At 71.4% G+C, this 25233-nt stretch carries 19 protein-coding genes; 11 read left to right on the plus strand and 8 right to left on the minus strand.

Annotated features, from left to right (window positions below):
• Positions 1 to 98: 98 nt before the first annotated feature.
• The 6 genes from QBE02_RS12960 to QBE02_RS12985 form a co-directional block, all read right to left on the minus strand.
• Positions 99 to 1652, minus strand: a complete 1554-nt coding sequence (locus QBE02_RS12960) for a GMC family oxidoreductase (protein ID WP_279366102.1) — start codon at positions 1650 to 1652, stop codon at positions 99 to 101.
• Entirely contained in the window at positions 1649 to 3043 is a 1395-nt protein-coding gene (locus tag QBE02_RS12965; protein ID WP_279366103.1) for an alpha/beta fold hydrolase, read from the minus strand. The genes QBE02_RS12960 and QBE02_RS12965 overlap by 4 nt, the downstream gene beginning before the upstream one ends.
• A gap of 143 nt (positions 3044 to 3186) precedes the next feature.
• Positions 3187 to 4089, minus strand: a complete 903-nt coding sequence (locus tag QBE02_RS12970) for an SDR family oxidoreductase (protein ID WP_074695216.1) — start codon at positions 4087 to 4089, stop codon at positions 3187 to 3189.
• A gap of 106 nt (positions 4090 to 4195) precedes the next feature.
• Positions 4196 to 5191: a LacI family DNA-binding transcriptional regulator gene (locus tag QBE02_RS12975; protein ID WP_279366104.1), complete on the minus strand. Its 996-nt coding sequence runs from the start codon at positions 5189 to 5191 to the stop codon at positions 4196 to 4198.
• A 113-nt stretch (positions 5192 to 5304) separates the two neighbouring features.
• Positions 5305 to 6459, minus strand: coding sequence for a Gfo/Idh/MocA family protein (locus tag QBE02_RS12980; RefSeq protein WP_279366105.1), 1155 nt, complete (start codon positions 6457 to 6459; stop codon positions 5305 to 5307).
• Positions 6456 to 7310, minus strand: coding sequence for a class I fructose-bisphosphate aldolase (locus QBE02_RS12985; protein WP_279366106.1), 855 nt, complete (start codon positions 7308 to 7310; stop codon positions 6456 to 6458). Before QBE02_RS12985 ends, QBE02_RS12980 begins: the two co-directional genes overlap by 4 nt.
• A gap of 95 nt (positions 7311 to 7405) precedes the next feature.
• On the opposite strand from QBE02_RS12985, the gene QBE02_RS12990 reads away from it, so the two are divergent.
• The 10 genes from QBE02_RS12990 to QBE02_RS13035 all read left to right on the plus strand — a co-directional run bounded on the left by QBE02_RS12990 (position 7406) and on the right by QBE02_RS13035 (position 19891).
• Complete coding sequence (locus tag QBE02_RS12990) at positions 7406 to 8437, plus strand: aldose 1-epimerase family protein (RefSeq protein ID WP_279366107.1); 1032 nt, start codon at positions 7406 to 7408, stop codon at positions 8435 to 8437.
• An 86-nt stretch (positions 8438 to 8523) separates the two neighbouring features.
• A complete protein-coding gene (locus QBE02_RS12995; RefSeq protein WP_279366108.1) occupies positions 8524 to 9600 on the plus strand; it encodes a LacI family DNA-binding transcriptional regulator in 1077 nt (358 codons plus the stop codon).
• On the plus strand, positions 9597 to 10634 hold the full coding sequence (locus QBE02_RS13000; protein ID WP_279366109.1) for a class I mannose-6-phosphate isomerase: 1038 nt from the start codon (positions 9597 to 9599) through the stop codon (positions 10632 to 10634). Before QBE02_RS12995 ends, QBE02_RS13000 begins: the two co-directional genes overlap by 4 nt.
• A complete protein-coding gene (locus tag QBE02_RS13005) occupies positions 10631 to 12082 on the plus strand; it encodes an FGGY-family carbohydrate kinase (protein ID WP_279366110.1) in 1452 nt (483 codons plus the stop codon). The genes QBE02_RS13000 and QBE02_RS13005 overlap by 4 nt, the downstream gene beginning before the upstream one ends.
• Positions 12083 to 12084: 2 nt before the next feature.
• Positions 12085 to 12864 carry an ATP-binding cassette domain-containing protein gene (locus QBE02_RS13010; RefSeq protein WP_279366111.1) on the plus strand — a complete coding sequence of 260 codons (780 nt, stop codon included), beginning with the start codon at positions 12085 to 12087 and terminating at the stop codon, positions 12862 to 12864.
• Entirely contained in the window at positions 12861 to 13943 is a 1083-nt protein-coding gene (locus tag QBE02_RS13015; protein ID WP_279366112.1) for an ABC transporter permease, read from the plus strand. The genes QBE02_RS13010 and QBE02_RS13015 overlap by 4 nt, the downstream gene beginning before the upstream one ends.
• 43 nt (positions 13944 to 13986) lie before the next feature.
• Positions 13987 to 14976, plus strand: a complete 990-nt coding sequence (locus QBE02_RS13020; protein ID WP_279366113.1) for an ABC transporter substrate-binding protein — start codon at positions 13987 to 13989, stop codon at positions 14974 to 14976.
• A gap of 244 nt (positions 14977 to 15220) precedes the next feature.
• Positions 15221 to 16048: a class II fructose-bisphosphate aldolase gene (locus tag QBE02_RS13025; protein ID WP_347710265.1), complete on the plus strand. Its 828-nt coding sequence runs from the start codon at positions 15221 to 15223 to the stop codon at positions 16046 to 16048.
• On the plus strand, positions 16045 to 17043 hold the full coding sequence (locus QBE02_RS13030; RefSeq protein ID WP_279366114.1) for a 1-phosphofructokinase family hexose kinase: 999 nt from the start codon (positions 16045 to 16047) through the stop codon (positions 17041 to 17043). Before QBE02_RS13025 ends, QBE02_RS13030 begins: the two co-directional genes overlap by 4 nt.
• 31 nt (positions 17044 to 17074) lie before the next feature.
• Complete coding sequence (locus QBE02_RS13035) at positions 17075 to 19891, plus strand: FAD-binding and (Fe-S)-binding domain-containing protein (RefSeq protein WP_279366115.1); 2817 nt, start codon at positions 17075 to 17077, stop codon at positions 19889 to 19891.
• 77 nt (positions 19892 to 19968) lie between these two features.
• Here QBE02_RS13035 and katG read toward each other — a convergent pair whose 3' ends face one another.
• Both katG and QBE02_RS13045 read right to left on the minus strand, forming a co-directional pair.
• Positions 19969 to 22281, minus strand: coding sequence for a catalase/peroxidase HPI (gene katG / locus QBE02_RS13040; RefSeq protein WP_279366116.1), 2313 nt, complete (start codon positions 22279 to 22281; stop codon positions 19969 to 19971).
• A gap of 242 nt (positions 22282 to 22523) precedes the next feature.
• Positions 22524 to 23777, minus strand: coding sequence for an HAD-IA family hydrolase (locus QBE02_RS13045; protein WP_279366117.1), 1254 nt, complete (start codon positions 23775 to 23777; stop codon positions 22524 to 22526).
• A gap of 47 nt (positions 23778 to 23824) precedes the next feature.
• Between QBE02_RS13045 and QBE02_RS13050 the strand changes: the two genes are divergently transcribed.
• Positions 23825 to 25195, plus strand: a complete 1371-nt coding sequence (locus QBE02_RS13050; protein WP_279366118.1) for an FGGY family carbohydrate kinase — start codon at positions 23825 to 23827, stop codon at positions 25193 to 25195.
• The last annotated feature ends 38 nt before the right edge of the window (positions 25196 to 25233 follow it).

Below are 25233 nucleotides of genomic sequence, written 5' to 3' on the forward strand. Positions count from 1 at the left end.
CGGGGGCCGCTCCTGAGCCGTTTGGAGCTCGGACCGGGGGACCTGGACGCGCGCCACCGTCCCGCCGCACCTGCGCGCGGCGGGACGGACGACGCCACTCAGGCGGCGGTGGAGGCGAGGAAGCGGTCCGCGGTGCGCAGCGATAGCGCCATGATCGTCAGCGCGGGGTTGGCGGCGATCGCCGAGGGGAAGACCGAGTTGTCGCAGATCCACAGGTTCGGGATCTCGTGCGAACGGCCATCGGCATCGACCACGCCGTCGGACGGTTCGGTCGACATGCGGCACGTGCCGATCGTGTGCGCGGTGCGGGCGAGGACCATCGTCTCGCGCGCCCCGGCGGCCTCCATCACGCGCAGCATGAAGGCCGTCGCGTGCTTGTCGATCGCCTTCTCGTTGTCGCCGGCGGTGAACGTCACCCGAGCGCGCGGGATGCCGAACTCGTCGAGCTCGTCGACCAGCTCGAGGCGGTTGTCGTCGGACGGCAGGCAGTCGGCGTTGATGCCGATGCCGGCCATGAACCGCGCCTGATCGAGTCGCTGCAGGAGCTCAGGGCCCCACAGGCCGCCGCCGCGCACGAGAGTGGTCGCGAACGTCAGCGGCATGACCCCGAGGCTCTGCACAAGGTAGCCGCCGGCGAAGTCGGCGTCGGCCGGGCGCATCATGTCTTCGCTGATGAGCGACGAGGGGTACCCGCGGTGTCCGCGCACCGGCTCGTCGAACCGGCCCCACACCTGGGTCGCGCCGTGCGCGAGGAAGTTGCGGCCCACCTGGCCGTTGTCGTTGGCGAGCCCGGTGTGCAGCAGCAGGCGGGGCGTCTCGACACCGCCGCCGGCGAGCACGAGGGCGCGGCAGCGCTGACGACGGTCGACGCCGTCCTTGCGGTAGACGACGGCCTCGACGTGACCGCGGGCGTCGAGCTCGATGCCGTGCACCATCGCCTCGCTGCGGATCTCGGCACCGGATGCCACGGCCGCGGGCAGGTACGTGTTGGCGGTGGATGCCTTGGCATCCACCCGGCAGCCCTGGTGGCACTCGCCGCAGTTGACGCACGCTCCGCGCTCGCCGTGGTGGTCCTGCAGGCGGGCGCGGGTGAGCACGGCGGCCGGGGCGTCGGCCCAGCGGACGCCGAGGGCGTCGCAGCCCATGGCCACGAGATTCGCGGGCGCGTTGCGCTGCGCCGGCGCGTAGGCGTAGGTGCGGCTGGGGTCCCACGGGTAGGGGGACGGACCCGAGACGCCGATGTCGCCCTCGACGCGCTCGACGTAGGACAGCAGCTCGTCGGGGTCGATCGGCCAGTCGCGGCCGACGCCCGACTCGGTCCGCAACGCGAGGTCGCGGCGATCAGGGCGCGGGGTGAAGGCGCCCCAGTGCAGCATCGAGCCGCCGACGCCGCGCCCGCTGTTGTTCGGGCCGAACGCGGTCGGGTCGTCTCCACCGCTGAGGCGCTCCGACATCCAGTTGATCTCGACGGCCTCGGTCTCGTCGGGGGTGAGGTCGTCGAGCGAGAAGTGCCGCCCGGCCTCGAGCGCGACGACGGTGAGTCCCTTCCGCGCGAGTTCGGCGGTCAGGGGTGCGCCGCCGGCACCGGTTCCGATCACCACCACGTCGACGATCTCGTCGTCGCTGAAGGTGCGCATCGCTTCGAGGTTCATGCCGCGTCTCCCGTCGCGATCGTGCCGCCGACGTTCGCCGGCTCCCAGTCTTCGCGGCGCCCCAAGCGCAACTCGACGAATCCGCGGATGGGGCGGCCGCCGGTGGCGAACCCGTCGTAGCCGACGCGCGCCATGCTCGCGGGGTGGGCGAGCCACTGGCGCACGAGGTCGTTGCGCACGTCCTCGAGCCACGCTTTCAGCTGGGTGGCGTCGAAGGGGCCCTCGGCATCCGCCTCTCCCTCGACGGCGGCGCGGAAGGTCTCGGCACGCTCCGCCGGGTCGGTGGGCCACGCGGCGGCCATCTGGTCGAGACCGGTGCGATACGCCTCGGCGTCGATGGGCAGGTCGGCGTGACGCCAGCCGTCCCCCTCGCCGCGTGCGAGCTGAGCATCGACGCGCCCGGCGATGTCGATCGCCGGACCTTCCTGGGGAACGACGAGATCGGCGATCTCGCGGAGCAGCGTCAACTGCGCCAGATCCAGCACCGCGGGGGCGTAGCCGCGGTCGTCGGGCAGGGACCGTCGAGCCAGGATGCCGCGCACCCGGGCATCGACACGATCGCCGGCGATCAGCCGGGCCCAGTCGTCCGGCACCACCGGACCGACCCGCACCTCGTCGGCGATGAAGCGGGAGATCGCCGCAGCGGCCTCGGCGGGACGTTCGAGGGGGATCATGTGCCCGGTGTCGGGGAAGGTCGTGAAACGCGCGCGGGGGTAGACCGAGGCGAGCAGCTCCGGCTGGGCGGCGGCCCCGAGGTCCGCGTCGTCGGTGCCGGCGAGCACGAGCACGGGGATATCGAGGGTCTGCACCTCGGCGGTGGCGTCGACGCGACTCCCCGTCTCGAGCCAGGCGCGCCACGCGGTGGGGGACGTGCGACGAAGGTCCGCGAGGGCGAGGGAATGCGCCCCGGCGTCGAGGGGCTCCGCGGTGTTCTGATCGATGAAGGTCTCGGCATCCTGCTCCGAGATCGCCCCGCCGTCGACCCACGAGAGCATCCGCTCACGGCGCTCCTCGTCCATGGGCTCGGGACGTGGCGGCGAGGGAGCCATGAGCACCATGCCGCGGAGCCCGAACAGCGGAGCGTCTCCGCGCAGGACGCGTGTGGCGACGAGCGCGGCGATCTTGCCGCCCATGCTGTGGCCGCCGAGCATCCACGGACCGTTCGCGTGGCCGGCGAGGTGGCGGAGGACGTGCTCGACGGTCTCGTCGAGCGTGGCGTCGGGGGCGCTCGCGGCGGAGCCGAACCCGGGGAGGTCGATGCCCTGCACCCGCACGTCGTCATCGAGCTTCTCAGCGAGGCGGTCGAAGGAGCCGGAGCTCGCTCCCAGCGCGTGGAGGAGGTACAGGGTGAGGGGCGCCCCGCTGGCGGCGGAGGCGTTGTCGGTGGGCATGCACTCACGCTCGCGCACGGGAGGCCCCGGAAAGGGTCGGTTGCGGAACGGGAGGTTTTGCGCAAGCGTGCGCTGTGGCCCGTCCCCGGGACGACGATCGCCCCGGCCGTGCGCGACGGACCGGGGCGATGCGTGTGGTCAGCTTACGGAGTGACCATGCCGCCATTGACGTTGAGGGTCTCTCCCGAGACGTAGCTCGACTCCGCGGAGGCGAGGAAGACGAAGGCCGGCGCGATCTCGGCCGGCTGGCCCGCTCGCTGATAGGTGCTCTCGTCGTCGAAGTGCTCCATCTGGTCGTCGGAGACGCCCTGACTCACCTGCAGCGCCGACCAGGTGGGTCCCGGTGCGACGACGTTGACCCGGATGCCGCGTGACGCGAGCTGCTGCGCCAGGCCCTTCGAGAGGTTGTTGATCGCGGCCTTGGTCGCGGCGTAATCGAGGCGGTCGGGCGCCGGCACGTACGCCTCGAGGGACGCGGTGTTGATGATCGTGCCACCTTCCGGCAGATGGGCGAGGGCCGCCTTGGTGATCCAGAACGGCGCGAACACGTTGGTGCGGAAAGTCTGCTCGAACTGTTCGTCCGAGAGGTCGTCGACCTTCTCGACCATCACCTGCTTGCCGGCGTTGTTCACGACGATGTCGAGGCCGTCGAGCGCCTCGGCGGCGCGGGCGACGAGCTCGCGGCACGCGCCGGGATCGGTGATGTCGGTCGCGATCGAGACGCCGGTACGGCCGGCATCCCGGATCTGCTCGAGGATGTGGTCGGCATCGCGCTGCTCGTCGGGCAGGTGCACGATGGCGACGTCGGCACCCTCGCGCGCGAAGGCGATCGCCACGGCCCCGCCGATCCCGGAGTCGCCCCCGGTGATGAGCGCCTTGCGGCCGACCAGGCGGCCGAGCCCGCGGTAGGTCTTCTCACCCAGATCGGGCACCGGAGTCATATCGGCTTGAACGCCGGGCTCGGGCTGGTGCTGCAGGGGCGGCTCGACGCGGGCATAACGGGTGACGGGATTGTCGAAGGTGAACTGATCGCGATCGGAGGTCATACGTCGACGGTAGGCAGGGGCCGCTGCGCGGCGCGTGGCCTTGACGGGAGCGGGGCAGCCACGCTCGGACCGCGCGAGCCGGCGCGGAGACGGGAGCGTCCGATGGTCAGGACACTCCGCCCCGGTCGACGAGGCGCGTCGGAACGAGGTGCGTGTGGGAGCCCGTCGCGGGGTCGGCGCCCCTCGCCAGCAGCGTCTCGGCCGCGCGCGTGCCGAGCTCGGTGACGTCGTAGTCGACGATGCGGATGCGACGAGGCAGGAGCCGCGAGAGCTCGAAGTCGTCGAAGCCCGCGATCGCGATCTCCGCTCCGCGGGGCAGGATCGCCTCGAGGGCACCGATCGTGACGCGGTTGTTGGCGCAGAAGACCGCCGTCGGCGGGTCGGCGGAGTCGAGCAGCCGATGCACGGCGTCGCGCGCGACGGCGGGGGTGTGGAGTCCGTCCACGACCAGCGCGGGATCGAGGGACGTTCCGGCCGCGGCGAAGGCCTCACGTGCTCCGGCGAGGCGCTCGACCATGGTGAAGATCTCGGGGGAGTCGAGCAGGACGGCGATACGACGGTGTCCGGCCGCGAGGAGCTCAGCGACGGCGTCGCGAGCGCCTCCCCGGTTGTCGAGAAGGATGGCGTCGGCCGGTACCCCGCTGCCGGGGCGGTCGAGGAAGACGACGGGCGTTCCGAGCTCGACCTCGCGGGACAGGTAGGAGTGGTCGGTGGCGGTGGGGACGACGATGAGGCCGCCGATCTGGCGCTGGCAGAGATCGAGGGCGAGGGTGCGTTCCAGGTCGGCATCCTCTTCGCTGGATGCCATGACCAGGTGCATGCGCTCTCGCGTGGCGATCGTCGAGACGGCGGCGGCGACGGCCATGTAGAAGGTGTTCGAGAGGTCGGCGGCGACGAAGCCGATCGTGTCGCGGTTGCCCGAGCGCAGGCTCGCGGCGAGGGAGTTGCGGTGGTACCCGAGCCGCGCGACCGCGGCGCGCACTCGCTCGATCATGGCCGGGTCGACGCCCGACTCTCCGTTCACGACCCGGGAGACGGTCTTCAGGCTGACTCCGGCGTCGGCGGCGACGTCGATCATCGTGGGCCGACCGGTCTTGCGCATGCGTCTCCTCGTGCTGCCGTGAAGCGACGGCATCCTCCGAGCATAGGGAGTGCGCCCGCCTCGGAACCGGCGACGCGGGGCCCGGTGGCGCGTCCGGGCCCCGCGTCGCGTGATCAGGCCTCGGGGGCGACCAGCGCGCCCGTCTCGTGGGAGGCGATCGCGGCCGCGAACAGGCGGTGGGTGAGCGCCGCCTCGTCGGGGCGCACGCAGCCGAATCCGTCGCCCAGCTCGCCCAAGTATTCGGCGAGGAAGGCCGCCCACATCTGCAGGATGGCGTCGGAGAAGCCCGACTCGAAGTTGGGGCCGGTCACCGTCGGCCAGACGGACTGGCTCCCGGCATCCACGCTCTGCCAGCTCTGCTCGCGGCCGACACCGGGCACGTCGACGAAGGCGAACACCTCGACCTGCTTGGGGTTCTTGGTGCTGAAGCGCACGCCGCCCGACATGCCGATGGCCTCGAACTCCCACGTGTTCTTCTGCCCCGGAGCGATGCGCTTGGTCTCGGTGGTGAGGGGGAAGGGGGCGCCCTCGTGGCGCGACCACGAGTGGATCACGGCGTTGTCCCACGTGTCGCAGGGCTGCGGCGACCCGTCGGGGCCGGGGCGCTCGGTGACGATGTCCTGCAGGATGCCGACGACCTTCTCGGGCGCCCATCCCAGGCGCAGCGGCACGTGCCACGTGTGCATGCCGAGGTCGTTGAGCACGCCGGCGTCGCCGCAGAACTGCTTCTGCCGCTTCCAGTTGAGGGGCTTGTTCACGTCGATGTCGCTGGAGTGCAGGAAGGTGCATTTCGCCTCGACGATGCGGCCGAGACCGCCCGCGCGTACGTAGTCGACGGCCCACTGAGCACCGGGGAAGAACGGCATCTCGCTCGAGACGCGCACGAACGACTGAGGGTTCTCCTCGATCGCGGCCACGACAGCATCGGCGGCGGCGCGGTCGATGCCGAACGGCTTCTCGGCCAGCAGCGCCTTCCCGGCGCGGACGGTGTCGATGTACAGGCGCTCGTGCAGGTCGTGGCGCACGGCGATGTAGACGACGTCGACGCGCGGGTCGGCGAGGAGCTCGTGGTGGTCGGTCGTGGTCAGCTGCACCGTGTCGATGCGCTCGAAGAACTCCAGCGCCGCGGGGTTGATGTCGCAGACGGCGACGAGCTCGGGCTCGGCCGGGTGGTCGATCAGGGCGGGCCAGCGTCGCAGCGCCGCCGCGATCTCGCGGCCCATGAGGCCGCCGCCGATGATGCCGACGCCGATCTTCTTGCCGGTCATGCGCGGTCTCCTTCTGCGGGGGCGCCGATGAGGGCGAGGGCCTCGTCGACCGAGGCGTCGTCGTGCACGACGGCCATGAGCGCGGCCGTGATGCCGGCGGGGTCGTGGTGCTGGATGACGTTGCGTCCGTAGACGATGCCGCGCGCGCCCTGCTCGAGGACGGCCTGCGTACGCTCGAGCAGCGTGCGGTCGTCGACGCGCCCGCCGCCGCGGACCAGCAGCGGGGTGTCGCCGGCGGCCTGGATGACCCGGTGGTACTCGGTGATGTCGTCGGTGGGATCGGCCTTGATGAGGTCGGCGCCGAGCTCGCGCGCCTGGCGGACGAGCGTGATCACCTTGGCGGTGTCGCCGTCGACCCCGTATCCGCCCGAGCCGGGCTTGGTCTGCATGACGAGGGGCTCGATCATGAGCGGCATCCCGTACTTCTCGGCGTCGGTGCGGAGGGCCAGGATCGAGCGGATGCACTGCTCGCGCACCTGCGGCTCGCCGGGGAGGTCGAGGAGGTTGACGCACACGGCCACGGCGTCGAGACGCACGGCGACCTCGATGGCATCCGGAACGTGGATGCTGTGCAGCGGCGTCTCGAGGGGGTCGCCGTAGACGTTGGCGATGTCGGTGCGCAGCACGAGTCCGGGCTTCTGCTTGCCGGGGAACGCCTGCAGCAGCGGGGCCTGGCCGAGGGTCAGCTGCACGGCGTCGGGGCCGGCGTCGACGAGAGTTGCGACGGTCTTCGCCATGTCTTCGATGCCGGTGAGGAAGTTGTACTCGTGGAACGCGCCGTGGTCGACGGCGACGTCGAACGCGCGACCGGATCGGGCGTTGAAGAGGCGATTGAGGCGGGGTTTCGACATGGGGTGTGGGTCTCCGAAGCGTCGTGTCGGGGCGCGGCTCTGCGCTCGACGGTCAGTATGCGGTTCGCAAGACAACGTTGTCAAACATTGATAGCGTGAGCGTCGCAACGGCGAGGAAGGCGGGGCTCATGGGTGAGCTGTACGGACGATCGATCGACGAGGCGCTGCGGCGCTCGGGCTCCGCGGCGCAGGTCGCCGCAGTCGAGGCATCGGTGCGCGGCGATGGGCCGGATGCCGGAACCCGGCGCCTGCGCGTGATCGCGGGCGACCTCGACATCGAGCTGCTGCCCGACCGCGGACTCGACCTCGGGCAGGTGCGGCACCGCGGCGTGCCCCTGGCCTGGGTGTCGCCGACGGGATGGCCGCGCCCCGGCGCCGCGGGGTTCGGGGCGTCGTTCGGCGGGGGACTCGTGACCACCTGCGGTCTGCTGTCGTTCGGCCCGCCGTCGGTCGACGCCGAGGGAGAGCATCCACAGCACGGGCGGTACAGCGGGCTGTCGGCATCCGTCACCCGGGCGGAGGTGCAGGCGGATGCCGTGGTGATCGAGGCCACCGTCGTCGAGGCGACGGTGCTCGGCGCCCACCTGGAGCTGCGACGGCGCCTGCGCGTGCCGCTGGGCGCGGGGCGGATCGAGCTGCGCGACGAGATCGTCAATCGCGGGTCGCGGGCGGTGGAGCCGATGGTGCTCTACCACGTCAACCTCGGCTGGCCGCTGGTCGACGCGGGCACCGTGCTGCGCTCGCCCGCGGACCACGTCGAACCCCGCGACGCGGCGGCAGAGGCGGGGCTCGACGGGTGGGCGGAGTTTCCCGAATCGGTCGCGGACTACCCCGAACAGGTGTTCCGCCACGAGCTGCCGAGCGATCGCCGGGTGAGTGCAGAGGTGATCGCGGCGTCGGGGCTCGGCATCCGGATCTCGTTCGACACCACGGTGCTGCCGGCGATGTTCCAGTGGCGCGTGGCACAGGACGACGGTCTCGTGCTGGGCGTCGAGCCGGCGACGGCGGCGACGATCCACGGCCGTGCCGCCGCGCGGGAGGCGGGGCTGTTGCGCGCGCTCGCCCCCGGTGCGTCGTGGGAGCTTGGTCTCGACATCGATGTCATCCGTAATCGATCTGAGACTTGACAACGTTGTCCGGCTGACCGCAGGATGACTCCATCGGAGCCCGACCGAGGGATCCGATCCGAAATGACAACGATGTCGAGGATGCGATGACGCACGATGAACGGGTGGCCGCCGCCGCGGTCGCCGAGGCCGCGCCGGCCCGCCCGCGCGCTCGCCTCATCGACGTCGCGATGGCTGCGGGTGTGAGCCCCAAGACCGTGTCCCGTGTCATCAACGACGAGACCGGGGTGCTCCCCGTCACCCGCGACAAGGTCATGCAGACCGTGCGCGACCTCGGCTTCGTGCCCGACCGCAGCGCCCGGGAGCTCAAGCGTCGCGAGGCCGACACGATCGGCATCCTGATCGACGCGATCAGCGACCCCTTCTTCGCCGCCTTCGTCAGCGTGGTCGAGGAGCTCGCGATCGCCGAGGGGCTGAGTGTGATCTTCGCCAGCACCGGTTACGACGCCGCGCGAGAGACGGCCCAGCTCGACCGCCTGACCGGACGCCGCCTCGCCGGTCTCGTGGTCGCGCCCGTCGCCGTACCCGCCGCGGTCCTCGCGGGGCTCCGCAACAGGTGCCCCGTGGTGACGGTCGACCGCGTGCGCTCGGGGATCGACGCGGTCGTCATCGACGATTTCGGGGCGGCGGTCGAAGCGACGACCGCCCTCCTGTCGCACGGCCACCGCCGGATCGCCTTCATGGGCGAGGACGTCCCCTACCCCACCGTCAGCGATCGCCTGGCCGGATACCGCGCCGCGCTCGAAGCGGCCGGCGTGGCCTTCGACCCCTCACTCGTGATCTCGCACGAGCGCTTCCGCGCGGGGGAGGCGGCCGAAGCCTCGCGCCTGCTCGAACGCGTGGACGCCCCCACCGCTCTGCTGTGCGCGACGAGCCTCGCGGCCATCGCGACCGTGCGCGCGATCCGCGCGCGGGGGCTCGGGATGCCCGCGCTCATCTCGTTCGGGGACTTCACCCTCGCCGAGGTGCTCGAACCCGGGATCTCCTACGTCGATCACGATCCCCGTCTGCTCGGCGCGGCGGCCTTCCACCGCCTCCGGCACCTGGCCCAGTACCCGGACGACGCTCCGAGCCGCACGGTCGTGCCGACGCGTCTCGTGCCCCGCGGCTCGGGCGAGATCGCCCCCGCCCTTCCCCTCGACCCGATCGGAGCGACGCGATGAAGCCCGTCCTGCTGCCCCCCAATCCCGTGCAGCACTTCTACCGCGGAGGCGACCGCATCGCCGCCCTCCGCGGCATCGTGCCCGAGACCGACCGTCAGCCCGAGGAGTGGCTCGGCTCGACCGTCTCGCGCTTCGGCTCCGACGAGATCGGTCTCGCCGTCACCGACGGCGGCGACGTCCTGCGCGACCTCGTCACCGCCGACCGCGCCGCGTGGGTGGGAGCGCGCACCGGACGGGATGCCGCCGACCTCGGCATCCTGGTCAAGCTCCTCGACGCCCGGCAGCGCCTCCCCGTCCACGTGCACCCCGACCGCGGGTTCGCGAGCGCCCACCTCGACTGCCCGTACGGCAAGACCGAGGCCTGGTACGTGCTCGAGACCGAGGACGACTGCGCCGTCCACGTCGGCTGGAACGAGAGCGTCGACCGCGACGAACTCGACCGCCGCCGCGACGCGCAGGACAGCGAGTGGATGCTCGCCCACATGAACCGCGTCGTCGTCCGCCCGGGCATGGGGGTGCTCGTGCCCGCCGGCACCGTGCACGCGATCGACGGCGGCATCTTCGTCGCCGAGGTGCAGGAACCCACCGACTTCTCGATCCTGCTGGAGTGGTCGGTCACGACCTCGACGCGCGAAGAGTCGCACCTCGACCTGGGCTTCGATGCCGTCATGCCCGCGGTGTCGACCGAGAAGCTCGACGCTGCAGCCCTCGACGCCCTGGTCAGCACCTCCGGCACGACCCCGGCCGGACCCGCTTTCCGTTCCCTATTGCCGGATGCCGCGGACCCCTACTTCCGCCTCTTCGACGCCTCGGGAGACACGGTGGCGCACGCGGCCGGCTTCTCGGTCGTCCTGGTGCGCGAGGGCGCGGGCGCCCTCGTGTCGGATGCCGGCCGGGTCGACGTCGAGCGCGGACAGGTCTACGCCGTGCCGCACGCCTTCGGCGCCTGGCGCCTCACGGGCGGAGCCGAGATCCTCGTCGCCGCCCCCGGCGCCGGCTGGCCCGGAACCCTCCGCGGCGGTGACGTGCGATGAGCGACTACGTCGTCGGCGTCGACATGGGCTCGACGAGCACGAAGCTGCTCGTCGCCACCCCCGACGGACGCCAGGTGCTCGTGGTGAGCCGCCGGTCGCCGTGGACCAACCTCGACCACGGTCAGGCCGAGATGACCGCTGCGGAGGCCGTCGCCGTCGTGCACGACCTCGCCGCCGAGGCCGACGCGCGCCTCGACGAGGGCTATCGCATCGTCGCGCTCGGGGTCTCGGGCATGGCCGAAGCGGGCGTCCTGCTCGACGAGCGAGGCGCGGCCCTCGCGCCGATCATGGCGTGGTTCGACCCGCGCGGGGCGGCGCAGATCATGGCGACGCCCGATTCCTTCCGCGCCGAGTTCCCCGGCCGCACCGGACTGCCGGTCGGACCCCTGGCATCCATCGCCAAGCTGCTGCACCTGCGCGACGAGGGCATCGCGCTCGCGGGAACCACGTTCCTGAACGTCCCCGAGTTCGTCGTGCACGCGCTCGGCGGCCCTCGTGTCGCGGAGTACTCGCTCGTCTCGCGCACCGGCCTCATCGATCAGGACGACAGCACCCCCTGGCAGACCGCCCTCGACGTGCTCGGCGTCGACGAGTCGATCCTCGGCGCCCTCGTCAGCGCGGGGGAGCCGGTCGGAACCCTCACCGACCCCGACATGCCCGCGGGCTTCCGCGGCGCCGCCCTCACCGTCGCCGGTCACGACCACCTCGTGTCGGCGGTCGCCGCCGGCGCCACGCACACCGGTCAGCTCTACGACTCGATGGGCACCGCAGAGGCACTCGTGCGGGTGCTCGACGACACCCTTCCCTTCGATGCGCGCGAGCGTCTCGCCCACGCCGGCATCAACTGCGTGCGCCACGTCATCCCCGGCAAGTACGTCCTGCTGGCGGGCACGAAGTCGGGCCTGCTCATGCGGCGCGTGCTGCAGCTGCTCGGCATCGCGGATGCCGTGGGGCGGGCCCGCATCGACGACGAGGCTCTCGCTCTTCCCGTCGACGGGACCCTCGCCGACGGAGGCCTGGAGGTCTCGGGCGCGCGCAACGACGACGGCGTGCTGAAGATCGTCGCGCAGAGCGACGGGCTCAGCCCCGCGGAACTGTTCGCGGCGTCGTTGCGCCATGGCAACGACATGCTCGCCGAGTGCATGGCGGCGATGGACCGCGAAGTGACTCCTCCCACCTCGACGGTGCTCACCGGGGGCTGGTCGACCATGGTGTCCGTCGTGCGTTCGCGCTCCGCGCTGCTGCCCGAGGTCACCGTCTCGACCCACGACGAGGGCACGGCCTACGGCGCGGCGCTCTTCGCCGCCTTCGCCGCGCGGTCGGCCGGGGCCACGGCATCCGGAACCTTCGCGGACGTCGCGGACACCTTCCTCTCGTCATCGCTCGACCCGGCGGAGCACCGTTCCGCCGTGCTCGCCCCTCTCACCCCCACCCCTGAAAGGAGCTGACGATGTCGTCAGTCACCACGACCGTCCCGGTGCTGCAGGCCCGCGGCCTGTCACGTCAGTTCGGATCCGTCCGCGCCCTCAACAACGTCGACTTCGAGGTCTACCCCGGAGAAGTGACGGCCCTCATCGGCGACAACGGCGCCGGCAAGTCGACGCTCGTCAAAGCCCTCTCGGGCAACCTCGCGGTCGACGAGGGCGAGATCCTCTTCGACGGCAAGCCCATCGAGATGTCGAACCCGCAGGTGGCGTCGTCGCTCGGGATCGAGACGGTCTACCAGGACCTCGCACTGGCGCCGCACCTCGACCCCGTGCAGAACATGTACCTCGGCCGCGAGATCCGCCGCCCCGGTCTCGCCGGCGCGCTGGGTTTCATGAAGACCAAAGACATGGCCGTCGCCTCGCGGGCCGCGTTCGACGAACTCGGTGCGACGGTGCGATCGCTGTCGTCGCCGGTGGGCGAGATGTCGGGCGGTCAGCGCCAGGCCATCGCGATCGCCCGGGCCGTGCACTGGGCCGGTCGCCTCGTCTTCCTCGACGAGCCCACCGCCGCCCTGGGCGTGCGCCAGACGAAGAACGTGCTCGAGACGATCCGCCGCGTGCGCGACAAGGGCATCGCCGTCGTGCTGATCTCGCACTCCATGCCGCACGTGATGGAGGTCTGCGACCGCATCCAGGTGCTGCGCCTGGGCACGCGCGTCGCCAACGTCGACGCGAAGAACACCTCCATGGAAGAACTCGTCGGACTCATGACCGGCGCCGTCACGAAGGACGACTCCAAATGAGCACCAAGACCCCTCCCACCGAGACCGTCGCCATCGGGACCTTCGATGACTCGCGGCCGAATTTCTTCAAAGGACTGCTCAAGGCGCAGGCCTTCCAGATCCTCATCATCCTCATCGTCATCGTGCTGATCTTCAGTGCGCTGGCCCCCGACTCGTTCGCGCAGTGGTCGAACTTCCGCCTCATCATCCAGAACGCCTCGATCCTCGCCGTCCTCGGCGTCGGCATGACGTACATCATCATCACCTCGGGCATCGACCTCTCCATCGGATCGGTGCTGGTGTTCTCGGGCGTCGTCTCCGCGCTCACGATGAGGGCGCTCGGCGGTGAAGGCTGGGGCGTGGCGACCATCGGCATCCTGGTCTCGATCCTCAGCGGCGTGTGCTGGGGCCTTCTCAACGGCTTCCTCATCGCGAAGGCGAAGATCCCGCCGCTCATCGTCACCCTCGGCTCGCTGGGAATGGCGCTCGGTCTCGCGCAGATCCTCACCGGCGGCGTCGACATCCGCGACGTGCCCACCGTGCTGACCGTCTCGATCGGGTACGGCAACGTGTTCGGTTCGCTGCCGATCATCAGCGTCATCGCGCTCGTCGTGGTCGTCATCGGCGCGATCGTGCTGCACTTCACCAAGTTCGGCCTGTACACCTACGCCGTCGGCTCGAGCGAGCTCGCCGCCCGCCGCGTCGGCGTCAAGGTCGACCGTCACCTCATCTCGGTCTACACGCTGTCGGGAGCGCTCGCGGGTCTCGCCGGCATCCTGGCCCTCTCGCAGTTCTCGACCACCGCGATCGCGGGACAGTCGCAGACGAACCTGAACGTGATCGCGGCCGTCGTCATCGGCGGTACCTCGCTCTTCGGCGGGGTCGGCACGATCTTCGGAACCGTGGTCGGCCTCTTCATCCCGGCCGTGCTGCAGAACGGCTTCGTCATCACCGGCGTGCAGCCCTTCTGGCAGCAGGTCGCGGTGGGCGCGGTGCTGATCACCGCCGTCTACGTCGACCAGGTGCGCCGCACCGCCGCGACCCGCGGCAACACCCAGAGCCTCTGGCGGAAGTTCGTCAGCGGAGGACGCCGCGGCTGAGGCCCGGCATCCGACACCCACCAAGAGAGAACAGGCAATCACAATGCAGTGGAACAAGAAGGTTCTCGCGTTCGCCACCCTCGGCGCCGCAGCCACCCTCGTCCTCGCCGGGTGCTCCGGCGGCTCCTCGTCCGGCGGCGCGTCGGGCGGGTCGGACGGCGGGTACAAGATCGCGTTCGTGCAGGGCGTCGCGGGAGATGAGTTCTACATCTCGATGCAGTGCGGCATCCAGGCAGAGGCCGAGAAGGAGGGTGCGACCGTCACCACCCAGGGTCCCGAGAAGTTCGACCCGACGCTTCAGAAGCCGATCGTCGACGCGGTCGTGGCCTCCAAGCCCGACGCGCTGCTGATCGCCCCCACCGACGTCTCGGCCATGCAGGCGCCCATCGCGGCCGCCGAGGCAGCCGGCATCAAGGTCGTGCTGGTCGACACGACGCTCGAAGACCCCTCCGGCGCGGTCTCGCAGATCTCCTCCGACAACAACGGCGGCGGAGCCGCGGCGTTCGAGGCGATCCAGAAGGCCAACCCGGGCGGCGGCAAGGTCCTCGTCGTCTCCACCGACCCGGGTGTGTCCACCACCGACGCCCGCGCGCAGGGCTTCGAAGACGCCGTCAAGAAGGACTCCAAGTTCGAGTCGGTGGGCGTGCAGTACTCCCACAACGAACCCTCCACGGCTGCGGAGATCGTGACGGCGGCGCTGCAGAAGGACCCCGACATCGTCGGCATCTTCGCCGCCAACCTGTTCGCCGCCGAAGGCTCCGCCACCGGCGTCCAGCAGGCCGGCAAGCAGGGCCAGGTCACCATCGTCGGCTTCGACGCCGGTCCCGCGCAGGTCAAGGCCCTCGAGGCCGGCACCGTTCAGGCCCTCGTCGCGCAGGAGCCCGCCACCATCGGCGAAGACGGCGTCAAGCAGGCCATCGCCGCGCTGAAGGGCGAGAGCACCGAGGCCAAGATCCAGACCGGCTTCACCATCCTGACGAAGGACAACATCACCACCGACGGCAAGGACGCGGTCTACAAGTCCTCCTGCTGACACCCCCCTCGCGTGAGGGGTCACAAACGGTCGCCTGGGCCGCTCCGAAGCGACACCGAGTGACCCCTGACGCGAGATGAACCCCGGATGCCGGGACTCGAAGCGACCGCCCGGGCCCCGGCATCCACCCCCCTCCTCCCCCTCCCCGCGCATGAGTCGCCAGAATCTGTCGCTTCCGACACCCCTGAAGCGACGAAATCTGGCGACTCACGCGGAGGGGCGACCCGACAAGAGAGAAACCGCCGTGCCGCTGGCCGACATGCCCGCCCTGCTCGCCGCGCACCGCGCGGTCGGGGCCTTCAACTTCATCACCCTCGAGGTCGCCGAGGCGATCGTGACCGGGGCCGAGGCCGCCGGCACCGGCGTGATCCTGCAGCTCTCGCAGAACGCGATCGCCTTCCACGGCGGACTCGCCCCAGCAGCCTCCGCCGCCCTCCGCCTGGCCGAGCAGGCGCGGGTCGACGTCGTCGTGCACCTCGACCACGCGACCGACGAGCCCCTCGTCGACGAGGCCGTGGCGGTCGGCATCCGTTCGGTCATGTTCGACGCCGCTCACCTGACCGACGCCGAGAACCTTTCGCGCACCGCCGCCGTCGCCGATCGGGTGCACGCCGCCGGAGCGTGGATCGAGGCCGAGCTCGGCGAGATCGGCGGCAAGGGCGCCCACGCACCCGGGGTGCGCACCGACGTCGCCGAGGCCGTGCGCTTCGTGCGCGAGACCGGCGTCGACGCCCTCGCCGTGGCCGTCGGCAGTGAGCACGCGATGCGCGAGCGCAGCGCCCGACTCGATGAGGCGCTCATCGCCGAGCTCGCCGCGGCGGTGCTCGTGCCCCTCGTGCTGCACGGCTCCAGCGGGGTCGCGGATGGGGGCATCGACGGCGCCGTGCGCGCGGGCATGCGCAAGATCAACATCGGCACACACCTCAACGCCGTGCTGACGGGCGCCGTCCGCGTGGAGCTGGAGCGGGACCCGGATGCCATCGACCCTCGCGGCTGGCTCACCCCGGGCCGCGCGGCGGTCGCCGCCGAAGTCGAGCGCCTCCTCGGTGTCATCGCGGGGCGCGGCGTATGAGCGGGTTCGTCACCCTGACCGCCGCCGGGGCGATCGACGCCACCTACCGCGTCGGTGCTCTGCGCCGCGGGGCGTTCGCCCGCGCCGAGAGCTACACGCGCGAGGTGAGCGGTAAGGGCGTCAACGTCTCTGCCGCCCTCGCCGCGGGCGGGGCGAGGACGGTCGCGGTCGTGGTGCTCGGGGCCGACGACGTGCGCTTCGCGCGATGCGGGCTCACCGCTCCGCTCCTGCGGATCGTCGAGGTGCCCGGGTCGACGCGCGTGAACACCTCGATCATCGACGCCGACGGCGCCACGACGAAGGTCAACGCTCCGACCCCGCCGCTGTCGTCCGACGCGTGGGATGCCACGGTCTCGGCCGTGCGCGACGAGCTCTCGGCCCGAACGGCCCCCTGGCTCGTGATCTCGGGGAGCCTGCCCGACCTCGCGGGCACCGGGTCTCTGATCGATCTCGCCGCCGTCCGCGCGGTTGCGCGGGAGCACGGCGCGCGAGTGGCCGTCGACACGAGCGGGGCGGCGCTCGACGCGCTGCTCGCCGAACCGACCGGAATCGATCTGCTCACCCCGAACGTCGAAGAACTGTCGGCAGCGGTGGGGCGCCCGCTCGCCACGCTCGGCGAGGTCGTCGACGCCGCCCGGGAGATCGTCGCGCGGGGAGTGGGGACGGTGCTCGCGAGCCTCGGCGCCGACGGCCTCGTCGCCGTCACCGCCGATCGAGCGGTCTTCGCCCGCGCGGCCGCCCCCTACGTCGCCAACACCGCCGGCGCGGGAGACGCCGCCCTCGCGGGCTTCCTCCTCGGCCTCACCCGCGAAGCCGCGGCCAGCGCTGCCGGCGCCGACCCCCTCGCCGTCGCCGCAGCGTCGGCGGCCGAGTGGGGAGCGCACGCCGTCGCGCACGCCTCCACTCTCGTCGCGGGACCTCCGCACGGCATCCGGGCCCTCGTCGACATCGCGCCGGATCTCGAGCGCGTGCTCACGCCGGAGGGCGAAGCGTGACCTCCCGTCCGGCCCGATCGAAGGACAGTGCATGACCGTGGCCCGCACCGAGATCGCCCCGGAGATCGTCGCGGCCGTCGCCGACGTCTCGCGCATCCGCACCCGCGCGATCGACCGGGTCGCCTACGCCAACGACGCCTCGCACTACCTGCTGACGCCCGAGGCGGTGGTGGTCGCCTCGGATGCGGTCGAGGTCGGCGCGATCCTCCGCGCGGCCACCGCGTCGCGCACGCCCGTGACCTTCCGCTCGGGTGGCACGAGCCTGTCGGGCCAGTCAGCCGGGTCGGGCCTGCTGGTCGACGTGCGGCAAGGTTTCGGCCGCATCGACGTGCTCGACGGTGGCCGACGCGTGCGCTCGCAGCCCGGAGCCACCGTGCGTCAGGTCAACGCGCGACTCGCGCGGCACGGTCATCGCCTCGGCCCCGATCCCGCGAGCGAGGCCGCGTGCACCATCGGTGGGGTCGTCGCGAACAACTCCAGCGGCATGGCCTGCGGAACGGCCGAGAACTCGTACCGCACCCTCGAATCGCTCGTGGTGGTGCTGGCATCCGGAACCGTCGTCGACACCGCGGACCCCGATGCCGATCGGTTACTCGCCCAGCGCGAACCCGCCCTCGTCGACGAGCTGATGCGGCTGCGCTCCCGCGTGATCGGCGACCCCGCGAGCGTCGCTCTCATCGAGCGGCAATTCGCGATGAAGAACACCATGGGGTACGCCCTCAACGCCTTCGTCGACTTCGACACCCCCGCGGCCCTGCTGGCCCACCTGGTCGTCGGCTCGGAGGGGACGCTCGCCTTCGTCGCCGAGGCGACCTTCCGCACCGTGCCGATCCGGCCCGCGATCGCGACGACCCTCGCGGTGTTCCCGACGCTCGACGCCGCCACGCGGTCGCTTCCAGCGCTGGTGGCGACCGGCGCGGCGACGCTCGAGCTGATGGATGCCACCTCGCTCCGCGTCGGACAGCGCCTGCAGGGGACTCCCACCGCGATCCATGGCTTCGAGGCGACGACCCAGGCGGCTCTTCTCGTGGAGTATCACGCGGACGACCCCGAGGCCCTGCGCGCGCTCGCCGAGGCCGGCTCGCGCGTGCTGGGGGAGCAGGACCTGCGCGACCCCGCGCTGTTCTCGAGCGACGCCGCCGACCGCGCGGCCGCGTGGAAATTCCGCAAGGGCCTCTACGCCTCGGTGGCCGGCGCCCGACCGAGCGGCACCACGGCCCTGCTCGAGGACGTCGTCGTGCCCGTCGACCGCCTCGCCGACACCTGCGGGGGGCTCCAGGAGCTGTTCGCGCGCTACGGCTACGCCGACAGCGTGATCTTCGGTCACGCCAAGGACGGCAACATCCACTTCATGCTCACCGACCGGTTCGAGGGCGCGAAGGCCCTCGGCCGTTTCGAGGGCTTCACCGACGCGATGGTCGACCTCGTGCTCGACGCGGGCGGCAACCTCAAGGCCGAGCACGGCACGGGTCGCGCGATGGCGCCGTACGTGCGCCGCCAGTACGGCGACGAGCTGTACGACGTGATGGTGCGGCTCAAGCGCCTGCTCGACCCCAGCGGCATCCTGAATCCGGGTGTCATCATCGACGACGACCCGACCGCGCACATGCGGAACCTCAAGACGCCCGTGTCGATCGAGCCCGAGGCCGACCGGTGCGTGGAATGCGGATACTGCGAGCCGGTGTGCCCGAGTCGCTCGCTCACGCTCACCCCGCGCCAGCGCATCGTCGTGCGGCGCGCCTCGACCGCCGCCCGCGAGCGCGGCGACGGGGCGCTCGTCGCGGAGCTCGAGAAGGACTACGACTACGACGCGGTGCAGACCTGCGCGGTCGACGGCATGTGCCAGACGGCGTGCCCTGTGCTCATCAACACGGGCTCGCTCATGAAGCGCTTCCGCCGTGAGGACGCGAACCCCGCGCTCGCCGCCGGCTGGGCGGCCGCGGCGACGGGATGGGGCGCGGTGACGCGCGCCGGATCCGCGGCCCTGTCGGTCGCATCCGTACTGCCCACACCGGCGGTGCGGGCGATGACGGATGCCGCGCGCGCGGTGCTCGGGACTGACACGGTGCCCCGCTACGCGGCCGAGCTGCCGGGCGGCGGAGCCTCGCGCAAGACCCTGGGCCGGGTCGTCGGGGCCGCCGGCGTCGAGCCGAGCGCGGTGTTCCTGCCCGCGTGCGTGGGCAGCATGTTCGGACCGGCTTCTTCCGACGGCATCGGCGCGACCGAAGCGTTCACGCGGCTGCTCGAGCGAGCGGGGGTCTCGGCGATCGTCCCCGAGGGCATCGATGCTCTCTGCTGCGGCACGCCCTGGTCATCGAAGGGATACGCGAAGGGGCACGCGACGATGTCGGCTCGCGTTCGCGCGGCGGTGTCCGCGGCGTCGCGCGGGGGAGAGCTCCCCGTCGTCTGCGATGCGTCCAGCTGCACCGAGGGCTTCGCGGCGACCCTGCGCGACGAGGGAGTGAAGGTGGTGGATGCCGTGGCCTTCGCGGCATCCGCTCTGCTTCCGCTCCTCGAGCCCACGCCGGTGGCCGAGCTGCTAGCCCTGCACCCCACGTGCTCGTCGACGCAGTTGGGCATCGACCCGGCGCTGCGGGCCGTGGGCGAGGCCGTCGCCGCGGAGGTGCGCGTGCCCGACGCCTGGGGGTGCTGCGCCTACGCGGGGGACCGGGGCATGCTGCACCCCGAACTCACCGAGGCCGCGACCGCTCCCGAAGCGGCCGAGGTCGCCGGGCTCGGCGCCGATGCCTTCGCGTCGTGCAACCGTACCTGTGAGTTGGGCATGACGAAGGCGACGGGCGAGACGTACGTGCACGTGCTGGAGCTGCTGGAGCGCGCGACGCGGTAGCAGTGCAGCGGGTCCGAAAAATGGTCACCCCCTCTCCGTGTGAGAGGGGGTGACCACCTGAAGGGGTGTTGCGCCGGTCAGGCGGCCATCACGCCGTAGCGCTTGTGGCCCTTCACGTCGTAGCGGTCCAGCATCATGACCTTCGACCACACCTGGGCGAAGTCGCGGACGAACCTCTCCTGTCCGTCGGTGCCGGCGTAGGCATCGGCGATCGAGCGGAGCTGCGCGTTCGAGCCGAACACGAGGTCGTTCCTCGATGCCCGCCAGCGCGCCTCGCCGGTCGCCTGGACGCGGCCGGTGAAGGTCGACGCGGTGTCGTCGTCTTTCGTCCAGACCAGATCGGTGTCGGTCAGGTTGACGAAGAAGTCCGTCGTCAGGACGCCGACGCGTTCCGTGAAGACACCTGTATCGGATCCGTCCCAGTTCGCGCCGAGGACGCGCAGGCCCGCGGTGAGGACGGTCCACTCGGGCGCGGTGAGCGTGAAGAGGTTCGCCTTGTCGAGGAACGCCGCCTCGGGGGCGACTCCGGGCGCGAACTGGTCGAATCGCTCCGACACGAAGTTGCGGAATCCATCCGCTACGGGCCGGAGCCACTCGAACATCTCGATGTCGGTGAGCTCCTGCGTCGTGTCGACGCGACCCGGGGTGAACGGGACGTCGACGTCGGAGCCCGCCGCCCGCGCCGCGCGCTCCACGGCGGCCGTGCCGGCGAGCACGATCAGGTCGGCAAGCGACACCTGCCGCCCGCCCGACGACGCGGCGAACTCCGCTTGCACCGACCGCAACGCGTCGATCACCGGGATGGTGCGGCGGTTGATCGCCCAGTCCTTCTGGGGCGACAGGGCCAGGCGGCCACCGTTCGCGCCGCCGCGTTTGTCGCTGTCACGGTAGGTGGACGCCGCGGAGTAGGCCGTGTAGACGAGGTCGGACACAGACAAGCCCGTCGCGATGACGGCCTCTTTGAGGGTCGCCACCTCCGCCTCGTCGAGGGCGGTTCCCTCCGCATCGGGCAGGGGGTCCTGCCAGAGCAGGTCGTCGGCGATGGTGACCTCGGGCCCGAGGTAGCGGTGCTTCGGACCCATGTCACGATGCGTGAGCTTGTACCAGGCCTTCGAGAACGCCAGCGTGAAGAGGTCGAAGTCGGCCAGGAAGCGCTCGCACACGGCCCGGTACTCCGGGTCGACCTTCAGGGCGATGTCCGAGGTCATCATCATCAGCGGGTTCATCTGCCCGGGCACGTGCGCGTCGGGGGTTTTCGGCGCGTCCGGGTCGGTGGGAGTCCACTGCAGGGCGCCGGCCGGGCTCTTCGTCTGCTCCCAGTCGAACGCGAACAGGTTCTCGAGATAGGTGTTGTCCCACTGGATCGGGTTCGGGGTCCAGCTGCCCTCGATGCCGTTGGTCGAGGTGTTCTCGGCGTTGCCGCTGCCGACGGGGTTGTGCCATCCGAGCCCCATCGACTCGATCGGTGCCAACTCGGGCGAGGGGCCGATCTTCGACGCGGGTACCTGGCCGTGGCTCTTGCCGAAGGCGTGGCCGCCGGCGATCAGCGCGACGGTCTCCTCATCGTTCATCGCCATGCGGGTGAAGGTGATGCGGATGTCGCGCGCCGAGCCCATCGGGTCGCCGTTGGCGTACGGTCCCTCGGGGTTGACGTAGATCAGGGCCTGGTGCGATGCGGCCAGGGGGCTCTGCAGGTCGTAGTCCGCGTCGCCGTTCTCGCCGTGCCAGCGTTCGTCACGACTGACCATCTCGTCGGGGCTCTGGACGTTGTGCGGGTTCCAGACCTCGGGGCCCCACCAGGTGCCGTCGTCGGGCTCCCACGCGTCGAGTCGTCCCCCGGCGAAGCCGTAGGTCGGCAGTCCCATCAGCTCCAGCGAGCAGTTGCCGGTCAGCACCATCAGGTCGGCCCACGACAGCGCGTTGCCGTACTTGTGCTTGATCGGCTGCAGCAGGCGTCGGGACTTGTCGGTGTTGCCGTTGTCCCACCAGCTGCCGATCGGCGCGAATCGCTGCATCGCGGTTCCCGCTCCGCCGCGTCCGTCGGCGATGCGGTACGTGCCGGCGGCGTGCCACGCCATGCGGATCATCTGCGGGCCGTAGTTGCCGTAGTCCGCCGGCCACCAGTCGACCGAGGTGGTGAGCAGTTGCTTGATGTCGGCCTTGAGCGCGTCGAGATCGATCGTGGCGAACGCCGCCGCGTAGTCGAAGTCGGCACCGAGCGGGTCGGCGGCGACGCCGTTGCGATGCAGCAGCTCGACCTTCAACCGCTGCGGGTACCACCCGTCGAGGCTCGGCGCCTGGCCGAAGGTGCCGCCGAGGTGGTCGCCGCCGGCCGGGAGATCACCGGCCATGTGGTAGCTGCAGGTATCGGTCTTGTCATCCGAGCTCATGGGTGCTCTTTTCGTTCTCGAGGGGGGAGCACCTTCGTCGAGTTCGGGTGCGACACGAGGCGGCGGCCGCTCACTCTGTCCGATCAAGAGCCTGAAGATGCGCGATTGAGCCCAGGGTAGGCAGCGACCGGTTGGCGCGCTACGGGCGAGAGCGAACGCCCAGCCGATGCGTCGATGGTCCTAAACTGTGCGGCTGACGTCCCTTCACAACCGGATCGGGCCTCGTCGTGGCGGTCGCGTGATCAGGCCGGGAACAGCCGGAGCGTCCCGGATGCCGTGACCTCGAGCCGCACGGCATCCAGCCCGTCGACGACGAGGTCGGCGGTCAACTCCTCTTCGGCGGTCGTGCCGGTGAGGGCGATCACGGCGCAGCCGGCGGCGCGGGCGGCGGCGATGCCGGCGGGGGCGTCTTCGACGACGAGGCAGCGTGACGGATCGACGCCGAGACGTTCGGCCGCCAGCAGGAACGGCTCGGGGTCCGGCTTTCCGTTGACCACGTCGTCCACGGTGACGAACACCGCGGGTCGCTCGTAGCCGGCGGCCGCCAGACGCGCGGTCGCGATCGGAACGGACCCCGACGTGACGATGGCCCGATGCTCCGCCGGGACGGATGCGAAGAAGTCCGCGGCTCCGCGGATGGGGGACAGGCCCACGGCATCCGCCACCTCGAGAGCGGTGACGTGCGCGATGGCCTCGGCCCCGCGCTCGGCGGGCAGGAGCAGGCTGACGAGGGTGCGCGCGGGTTGCCCATGGTTGGCGTGCAGGGCCTCCATCGACACGTCGAAGTGCTCCGCGAAGCGCCGCCACGACCGGACGACGGATGCCGTGGAGTCCACGAGTGTCCCGTCGAGGTCGAAGAGCACCGCGTCGAACTCGCGTCGGAAGATCTCGGCGTCTGCGTCGACCGCCCGGCGAATCCCCAGCGCGGGGAGCACTCGGGCGAGTTGTTGTGCGGTCGAGAGTTCGGCGTCGACGGCGATCACCGGGATCGCCGGCGCCACGGGAGCGACGTCGGGGCGGTGCGCGTCGCGGGATGCTCCCCTCGCCGCGCGGCGGGACGCCAGGACGGCGGGGTCTCCGTCGACGTGCACGACGTGCGGCTCGGCGGGGGCGAGCGCGGCGACCAGCGCCTGCCACTCCTCGCCGCCGGAGAGCTCGGAGGTGAAGGGGGCGACGATCACCACCCGGCCCGCTGTCGCAAGGGCATCTGCGGCGGTCGCGAGCAGGGCCGCGTAACGCCCGGCACGGATCGCCGGGGCGTGGGGGGAGGTGAGCCAGTGGCCGCCGCCGAAAGCGTCCGCGGGCAGGGCGTCGAGCAGGGGAGTGGTGACGCTGTCGAGGTCGACGAGGGGTGCTCGAAGGGTCTCGGCGATCGCGCGGCCGAGCGTGCTCTTGCCGCTCCCGGCCGTCCCGGCGACGACGACGGCGAGCGGATCGGGTATTTGACACGACGACGGCATACCCCCACCATAGACGTAGCAAGTCACCGGTGTCATGCTTGTAATTCCGGGACTCGACGAAGTTCCGGAAAGGACGGCCGCCCATGCGAGACACCGGTGACATGGTTTCGGGGCCCGCGCGACTGCACGGCGGGCTCGACCTCGGCAGCACCGCGATCAAGATGCTCGTCATCGACGACGACGGCGCCGAGATCGCCGGTGCGCAGGTGTCGACGCCCTGGCGCGTCGGCGAGGGCGGAACGACCGACATCGACGCCGACGATCTGCTGCGCGCCATCCGCTCGCTCATCGAACTCATCGACGAGCAACTGATGCCGATCACCGCCGGTTCGCTGACCTCGCTCGCCGTGGCCGGCATGGGAGAGACCGGAATCCTCGTCGATGCTGAGGGGGCCGCTGCCGCGCCCGGCTTCGCGTGGTTCGACCCGCGCGGGCTCGAGCAGATCGCCGCCTTCCCGAGCGTGGTGCGCGAGGAGTTCGCCGGCCGCACGGGTCTCCCGCTCGGCGCGCAGGTGAGCGTCGCGAAGCTCGCGTGGTTGCGCGACCAGGGCACCTCGCTCGCGGGCCTGCGCTGGCTCGACCTGCCCGAGTTCGTGGTCGCCTCGCTCGGTGGCGACATCGCCCTCGAGCTCTCGCTCGCGTCGCGCACCGGCCTCATCGACCAGGACTCCGGTGCCGCCTGGCCCGCGATGCTCGACGCTCTCGGCGTCGACGCCGACCTGCTCCCGCCGCTGCGCGGAGGGGGACTGCCCTGGGGGGAGGCATCCGGAGCCTTCGGCTCGCGCGTGGCGGGCGCGGCACTCACCGTCGCCGGTCACGACCACCTCGTCGCCGCTCAAGCGAACGGGACCCTGGACGCGGACGGATACCACGTGTCGCTCGGCACCGCCGAGGTGCTGCTGCGCGTGCTCGATGAGCCGCTCGGCTTCGCGGCTCGACAGCGGTTGGCTGACGCGCTCATCAACGAGGTGCGCCACGTCGTGCCCGGCAAGCACGTGCTGGTCGCCGGGGTGAAGACCGGGCTGCTGCTGCGTCGCGCTCTTCACGCCGCCGGCATCAGCGACCGCGCCGGGCGGGACGCCCTCGACGAAGCGGTCATGGCCCTCCCCGTCGAGGGCGAGCTGCCCGCAGGGGCCATCGAGGTCACCGGCGCGCGCAACGACGACGGCGTGCTGCGCCTCACCCTGCACACCGAGGCGTCGCCCGCCGAGATCTTCGGCGCCGTGCTGCGGCACAGCAACGACGAGGTCGCCGCCCTCATCGCGGCGATGGACCGCGAGGTCGCCCCGGCCACCCGCTCCACCCTCACCGGCGGTTGGGCGGGCATGGCGAGCGTCCGCCGCGCCCGCGCCGAAGTGCTCCCCGATCCGTCCCTGTCCACCCGCGAGCAGGACGTCGCGTGGGGAGCCGCCGACATGGCGCGGCGCCTCGTCTCGGCATCCGTCCCCTCCTGAAGATCCTCGCGCCGACCCGCGCGCGAACAGACCACCCG

Origin of the sequence: Microbacterium testaceum (assembly GCF_029761935.1) — a bacterium.
In the GTDB taxonomy this organism is placed as follows: domain Bacteria; phylum Actinomycetota; class Actinomycetes; order Actinomycetales; family Microbacteriaceae; genus Microbacterium; species Microbacterium testaceum_A.

Coding starts and splice junctions, on each gene's coding strand:
- QBE02_RS13050 (WP_279366118.1), top strand. CDS start 23,825: ATGCGAGACACCGGTGACATGGTTTCGGGGCCCGCGCGACTGCACGGC.
- QBE02_RS13020 (WP_279366113.1), top strand. CDS start 13,987: ATGCAGTGGAACAAGAAGGTTCTCGCGTTCGCCACCCTCGGCGCCGCA.
- QBE02_RS12970 (WP_074695216.1), bottom strand. CDS start 4,089: ATGACCTCCGATCGCGATCAGTTCACCTTCGACAATCCCGTCACCCGT.
- QBE02_RS13045 (WP_279366117.1), bottom strand. CDS start 23,777: ATGACACCGGTGACTTGCTACGTCTATGGTGGGGGTATGCCGTCGTCG.
- QBE02_RS12980 (WP_279366105.1), bottom strand. CDS start 6,459: ATGACCGGCAAGAAGATCGGCGTCGGCATCATCGGCGGCGGCCTCATG.
- QBE02_RS13015 (WP_279366112.1), top strand. CDS start 12,861: ATGAGCACCAAGACCCCTCCCACCGAGACCGTCGCCATCGGGACCTTC.
- QBE02_RS13005 (WP_279366110.1), top strand. CDS start 10,631: ATGAGCGACTACGTCGTCGGCGTCGACATGGGCTCGACGAGCACGAAG.
- katG (WP_279366116.1), bottom strand. CDS start 22,281: ATGAGCTCGGATGACAAGACCGATACCTGCAGCTACCACATGGCCGGT.
- QBE02_RS13030 (WP_279366114.1), top strand. CDS start 16,045: ATGAGCGGGTTCGTCACCCTGACCGCCGCCGGGGCGATCGACGCCACC.
- QBE02_RS12960 (WP_279366102.1), bottom strand. CDS start 1,652: ATGAACCTCGAAGCGATGCGCACCTTCAGCGACGACGAGATCGTCGAC.
- QBE02_RS12975 (WP_279366104.1), bottom strand. CDS start 5,191: ATGCGCAAGACCGGTCGGCCCACGATGATCGACGTCGCCGCCGACGCC.
- QBE02_RS13010 (WP_279366111.1), top strand. CDS start 12,085: ATGTCGTCAGTCACCACGACCGTCCCGGTGCTGCAGGCCCGCGGCCTG.
- QBE02_RS12965 (WP_279366103.1), bottom strand. CDS start 3,043: ATGCCCACCGACAACGCCTCCGCCGCCAGCGGGGCGCCCCTCACCCTG.
- QBE02_RS12995 (WP_279366108.1), top strand. CDS start 8,524: ATGACGCACGATGAACGGGTGGCCGCCGCCGCGGTCGCCGAGGCCGCG.
- QBE02_RS13000 (WP_279366109.1), top strand. CDS start 9,597: ATGAAGCCCGTCCTGCTGCCCCCCAATCCCGTGCAGCACTTCTACCGC.
- QBE02_RS13035 (WP_279366115.1), top strand. CDS start 17,075: ATGACCGTGGCCCGCACCGAGATCGCCCCGGAGATCGTCGCGGCCGTC.
- QBE02_RS12985 (WP_279366106.1), bottom strand. CDS start 7,310: ATGTCGAAACCCCGCCTCAATCGCCTCTTCAACGCCCGATCCGGTCGC.